The following is a 5,433-nucleotide window of genomic DNA, read 5'->3' on the forward strand; positions in this document are numbered from 1 at the left end:
ATCGGCCGCTCCCGGGTACGGAGTAGTACAGCCGCTGTCCGTCGAGGAGCGCAGACGGCCAGGCACGGGCGTACGACGGGGGCCGGGAGCCCGCGGGGACCAGCGTGGCGACCGGCGTTCGGCGGGCTGTGCCGGCGATACGGTCCGCTGTGCTGTTGGCATCGGGACCGTCGGCCGCGGCCGAGGCGCAGCCCGCGTAGAACGCGATCGGGAGGGCGTCGCCCCCGGTGAGCAGACAGGGCGGGCGGACGCCGAGCCGGTGCAGGGCGGAGGCCGTGCGGGACCAGGCACGGCGGGCCGCGGTGGTGCGGTCCACGGTGTGCACGACCACGGCCAGTTGTACCGCGAGATGGGCGGCGAGCCCGAGGCAGAGCAGGGTCGCGACGACCGGACGCCGGGGCGGGCGCGAGGCGGTGAAGAGATACCGGAGCGCATCGGCGACCGGGAGGGCGAGCAGGACGTAGGCCGGGAGCAGGAAGCGGGGGGCCGCGTAGCCGATGAGGAACAGATACGGGAAGGCCGCGCTCACCGCGCAGGCGAGCGGGAGCGCCATGGCCGCCGGGCGCCGGGCGCGGACCGCGACGACGAGCCCGAGCGTGGCGAGCACGGGCAGCACGAACCACCAGCCGATGACCGCCGGATGGGGCAGCCGGCCGGTGCACGGCCGGCACAGGGTCTGGCCGCCGAGGCTGCGCAGCTGGTCGATGACGGCGATGTGCCAGCCGAGGCCGCCCTGGATCGCCGAGCCCTCGGACAGGCGGTTCATCAGGCCGCCGTAGCGGATGTAGGCCTCGATGACCCACTCGGCGGCGCCGGCCGCGAGTCCGGCCAGCAGCACCGCGAGGGCCCGCCAGTGGCGGCGGGCGAGGCCGAGGGCAAGGAGCGGCAGCGCGGCCCACACGGCGTCCGTGGGCCGCATCCACGCCATGAGCGCCGCACTCGCCGCCAGACCCCACCAGGCCGGACGCGCTGGGCTGTCGTGGGTCCGGAGGAAGCAGGCGACGGTGGCCAGGGCGCCCACCGCGACCCAGTAGTTGGGCATGGCCTGCGGGCCGTAGAACAAGGTCACCCAGAGGGAGGCCGACAGGGCGCCGGCGAGGGCGAGGACGCGGGCCGGGAACAGGCCGCGCCAGGTGCGCAGGGCCAGGAACAGGGCGAGGCCGGACAGGACCGCGAGGTAGATCCGCAGCAGTGCGGTGGAGGACGACCAGGCGGCGACGGGTGCGACGAGCAGGGAGATGCCACGCGCACGGGGTGCGCTGAAGAAGGCGGCGGGGGCGTGGGCGCTGACCTGGCTGACGTACACCGTCTCGTCCCAGCCGAGGCCCATGCCGGGCCGGACGAGGAGCAGTTGGGCCAGGGTGAAGGCCGCGGCCACGGCCGCGAGCGGGGCGGTGGTACGCACCGGCCGGGTGCCGCCGGACGTGCGGAGAAGGCGCGGGCGCCGCATTCCGGCGAGTGTGGCGTACGCGCTGCCGGCCATCATCACCCCTCTGCCCCCGCGGCGTGCCGGAACCCTTGCCACCCTACAATCTGTAGGGTCCAGGACGGGAGCCGGGGAAAACACCGACAAAGTACCCCTGATCCCTGCCTTCCGCCGGACTGACGGGGCCATCCGGCCCATGGCACTACGCGCTGTAAGGTTGGGGCATGGCTGGCACAGGGTCCCGCGGCAGGGCGGAGCGGCGCAGCGCCGGTGAGCTGGAGAGCGAGGTGCTGGCCGCGCTTTGGGCCACCGAGCGGCCGTTGACCCCGGCGGAGATCCAGGCCGAGATCGACGGCGGACTCGCCTACAACACGGTGCACACCATCCTCAAACGCCTTTACGACAAGGGTCTGGTGCTGCGCGACGCCGATGGGCGGCGCGGTGCGTACCGGCCGGCGAAGAACGCGGCCGAGCTGACCGCCGAGGCGATGCACGAGGCCCTGGACCGGGGACCGGACCCGATCGCCGCGCTCCAGCAGTTCGTGACCGGGCTGCGCCCCGAGGAGGAGCGGGCGCTGCGCGAACTGCTCGGCGGAGGCGGCGCATGAGGTTCGACGTGTACAGCCCGCTGGTGCTGTCCCTGCTGCTGTCGGCGGTCGGGCCGGTGATCGCCCGGCGGGTCGCTCCGGCGCTCGCCGTGCGCGTGCTGACCTCGGCGGCCGTGCTGACCGCCGCGGCCACCGCCTGGTCGTTGCTCCTGCTGGCCACCGCGCTGCTCGGGGACGTGCCGCCGGTGATCCACGAGGCCCGTGAGGACGGACATACGGTCACCGATCAGGTGCCCGAGGCGATCGGCCTCGCGGCCTGCCTGGCGCTGGCGGTGATCGCCCTGCGGGTGTACCGGGCCGTACGCGCCGAGCGGTGCACCCGGCGGACCCTGCGCCGGCTGTGTGCGGGGCATCCGGCGGACAGCGAGCTGATCGTCGCCGCCTCCGAGGTGCCGCAGGCGTTCACGATACCGGGCCGGCCGGGCCGGATCCTGGTCACCTCGGCGATGCTGAGCGCCCTCGATCCCGCCGAGCGGCGGGTGCTCCTCGCGCATGAGCGCGCCCATCTCGCCCACCGGCACGGGCCGCTGGTCACCGCGGCGACGCTCGCGGCGGCGGCCGACCCGCTGCTCGGACCGGTGCGTACGGCCGTCGGCTTCCTCGTGGAGCGATGGGCCGACGAGCAGGCGGCGGCCACGGTCGGCGACCGGCACACCACCGCCCGGGCGCTGGCCCGCGCCGCGCTCACCGCCGGCCGGGCCCGTGCCGCCTGCGCCCTGCACTTCACCGACCGGTCCGTGACCCGCCGGATCGCGGCCCTGCAGACGAGCCCGCCGCCGCAACTGTGGCCGGCCGCAGCCGCCGTCCTCCTCCTCGGCACCCTGGCCACGCTGCTCGCCGCCGACGCGACCAGCGACTTGCTGGGGCAGTTGTCCGGCGCACTGAACTGAGAAGCCGACGGCACTGCAACACCCCGAGGAGCGCGGGGCAGTATCCATATGCGGCTCCGCCGCGATGGGGTGCCCCCGGGTTCGAGCGAAGCCGAGAACTTGGGGGAGCCCAGCCACAATGGCGCCGCGGACGGCAAACGACCGTACCCGGCATCTGCAACTCAGCCGCCGTTCGGGGCGCGGTGGAGCGGCTGCTCGGGGCGGGGCCGGCGGACAGCCGATGGTACGGCCCGTACGGCCGGCTCCTCCGTGCTCACCGTCAGCGGCTCGCCATGATGACGCAGGGTCAGCGGCGGCCCGTCCAGCAGTGCGTACGTCGCCTTGTCCGCGCCGATGTCCACGCGCAGCCGCCGCCCGCGGAACTCGACGTTGAAGGCGAGCCGGCTCAGCCGGCCGGGCAGGCGTGGCGCGAACCGCAGGCGCTCGCCGTCGCGGCGCATCCCGCCGAAGCCCGCCACCAGCGCCATCCATGTGCCGGCCAGCGAGGCGATGTGCAGCCCGTCGCGGGTGTTGTGCTCCAGGTCCTGCAGATCCATCAGGGCCGCCTCGGTGGTGTAGGCGTAGGCGAGGTCCAGATGGCCCGCCTGGGCGGCGATGACGGCCTGACAGCAGGCCGACAGGGAGGAGTCCCGGACGGTCAGCGGCTCGTAGTAGGCGAAGTTCCGGGCGACCTGCTCCTCATCGTGCTCCGCGTCGAACCAGTCGCCGCAGGTGTACATGGCGAGCACCAGGTCGGCCTGCTTGATCACCTGCTTGCGGTAGAGGTCGAAGTAGGGAAAGTGCAGGAGCAGGGGGTACTGGTCGGCGCGGGTGCCGGCGAAGTCCCAGCGCTGGTAGCGCGAACACCGACTCGCTCTGGGCGAGGACGCCGAGGTCGAGGGCGGTCTCCCGAACGGCCCACGGCTCCACGCTGTACGACCGGTCGGTGATCACTGCTTGCCTCCCAGCTCGGCGAGGTCCTTCACGACGATGGTCGCGCCGTGCGCGTACAGCGCGTCGGTCTGGCCCACGCGGTCCACCCCGACCACGTACCCGAAGCCGCCGGCGCGGCCCGCCTCCATTCCGGCCAGCGCGTCCTCGAAGACGGCGGCCCGTGCCGGCTCGACGCCCAGGTCGTGGGCGGCGGCGAGGAAGGTGTCGGGGTGCGGCTTGCCCCGCAGCCGCCGTTCGGCGGCGACCACGCCGTCGATCCGTACGTCGAAGAAGTGCTCGGCGCCGACGGAGCGCAGCACGTCCCGGCAGTTGGCGCTGGAGGAGACGATCGCGGTGCGCAGTCCCTCGGCACGGACGGCCTCCAGATAGCGCAGGGTGCCCTCGTAGGCCTCCACACCGCCGGTGCGGATCCGCTCCAGGAGCAGGGCGTTCTTGCGGTTGCCGAGGCCGTGCACGGTGCGGGCCTGAGGCGGGTCCTCGGGGGTGCCCTCGGGCAGCCGGATGCCGCGCGAGTCGAGGAAGGCGCGGACGCCGTCGGTGCGGGGGCGGCCGTCGACGTACTCGTCGTACTCGGCGACCGCGTCGAACGGCCGCCCCTGTTCCCCCTCGTAGTCGCGCAGGAACGCGTCGAACGTCTCCTTCCAGGCGGCCGCGTGCACGACGGCCGTCTTGGTGACGACCCCGTCGAGGTCGAACAGACAGGCCTGGATCGCGTCGGGAAGACCGAGCTGAGTCATACCGGCACTCTTCCCCATGGGCCACGCTCCAGTGAGTGGCGCACGCCACAGCGGGCGTACTTCTCGGCAAAAGTTTCGGTGCCACACTGTGCCGTGTGCCGCTGACCTTCGACGACCTCCTCTCCCGTGCCCGCGGTCTCGTCCGGGACGGCCGGCGGGCCGTGCTCGGGATCACGGGCAGCCCCGGTGCGGGCAAGACGACGCTCGCCGAGCAGCTGGTGCGGGCCCTGAACGCCGACGGGCCGCCCTGGGCCGCGCACGTTCCCATGGACGGCTTTCACCTCGCCGACGTCGAACTGGACCGGCTCGGCCGCCGGGACCGCAAGGGCGCGCCGGACACCTTCGACCCGGCCGGGTACGCGGCGCTGCTGCGGCGGCTGCACGAGGACACCGACGACGTGGTCTACGCCCCCGGCTTCGAGCGGGTCCTGGAGCAGCCCCTCGCCGGCGCGATCCCGGTACCACCGACCGCCCGGCTCGTGGTCACCGAGGGCAACTACCTCCTGCTGACGGAGGGTTCGTGGTCGCGGGTACGGCCGTGCCTGGACGAGGTCTGGTTCTGCGAGACGGACGAGGACGAGCGCATCCGCCGGCTGATCGCCCGCCACGAGGAGTTCGGCAAGGACCACGACACGGCCGTGGCCTGGGTCCTGAGCACGGACCAGCGCAACGCCGACCTGATCGCGACGACCCGGGGGCGGGCGGACCTGGTGGTGTCTTACGGCTAGCCCGCGTTCTCTGGGACGACGGCGGATCCAGCGCCCTGGTGGCCGAGGCTGCTGCTCGTCTGCCCGCCCGCGGCCGTGTCCGGGCCGGCCGCCCGCTGGTCCGACGCCGAG

The 5,433-nt window shown here is 73.8% G+C and carries 5 protein-coding genes and 1 pseudogene; 3 read left to right on the plus strand and 3 right to left on the minus strand.

Going from position 1 to position 5,433, the window contains the following annotated elements:
- Positions 1 to 1,483: hypothetical protein (locus M878_RS53880; protein WP_023544787.1), on the minus strand; the 1,483-nt coding region annotated here is incomplete at its 3' end.
- 167 nt (positions 1,484 to 1,650) lie between these two features.
- On the opposite strand from M878_RS53880, the gene M878_RS53885 reads away from it, so the two are divergent.
- Together M878_RS53885 and M878_RS53890 are read left to right on the plus strand one after the other, a co-directional pair.
- Positions 1,651 to 2,034 carry a BlaI/MecI/CopY family transcriptional regulator gene (locus tag M878_RS53885; protein WP_023544788.1) on the plus strand — a complete coding sequence of 128 codons (384 nt, stop codon included), beginning with the start codon at positions 1,651 to 1,653 and terminating at the stop codon, positions 2,032 to 2,034.
- Positions 2,031 to 2,924: a M56 family metallopeptidase gene (locus M878_RS53890; RefSeq protein ID WP_023544789.1), complete on the plus strand. Its 894-nt coding sequence runs from the start codon at positions 2,031 to 2,033 to the stop codon at positions 2,922 to 2,924. The genes M878_RS53885 and M878_RS53890 overlap by 4 nt, the downstream gene beginning before the upstream one ends.
- Before the next feature lie 161 nt (positions 2,925 to 3,085).
- Here M878_RS53890 and M878_RS53895 read toward each other — a convergent pair.
- Positions 3,086 to 3,766, minus strand: a pseudogene (locus M878_RS53895) (glycosyl hydrolase family 65 domain-containing protein); the annotation flags it as partial.
- An 87-nt stretch (positions 3,767 to 3,853) separates the two neighbouring features.
- A complete protein-coding gene (locus M878_RS53900; protein WP_023544791.1) occupies positions 3,854 to 4,594 on the minus strand; it encodes an HAD family hydrolase in 741 nt (246 codons plus the stop codon).
- A gap of 95 nt (positions 4,595 to 4,689) precedes the next feature.
- Here M878_RS53900 and M878_RS53905 point away from each other — a divergent pair, with 95 nt between their 5' ends.
- Positions 4,690 to 5,322: a nucleoside/nucleotide kinase family protein gene (locus tag M878_RS53905; RefSeq protein ID WP_023544792.1), complete on the plus strand. Its 633-nt coding sequence runs from the start codon at positions 4,690 to 4,692 to the stop codon at positions 5,320 to 5,322.
- Positions 5,323 to 5,433 lie beyond the last annotated feature (111 nt).

This window comes from Streptomyces roseochromogenus subsp. oscitans DS 12.976, assembly GCF_000497445.1.
GTDB classification, from domain to species: Bacteria; Actinomycetota; Actinomycetes; order Streptomycetales; family Streptomycetaceae; genus Streptomyces; species Streptomyces oscitans.

Coding starts and splice junctions, on each gene's coding strand:
- M878_RS53885 (WP_023544788.1), top strand. CDS start 1,651: ATGGCTGGCACAGGGTCCCGCGGCAGGGCGGAGCGGCGCAGCGCCGGT.
- M878_RS53890 (WP_023544789.1), top strand. CDS start 2,031: ATGAGGTTCGACGTGTACAGCCCGCTGGTGCTGTCCCTGCTGCTGTCG.
- M878_RS53900 (WP_023544791.1), bottom strand. CDS start 4,594: ATGACTCAGCTCGGTCTTCCCGACGCGATCCAGGCCTGTCTGTTCGAC.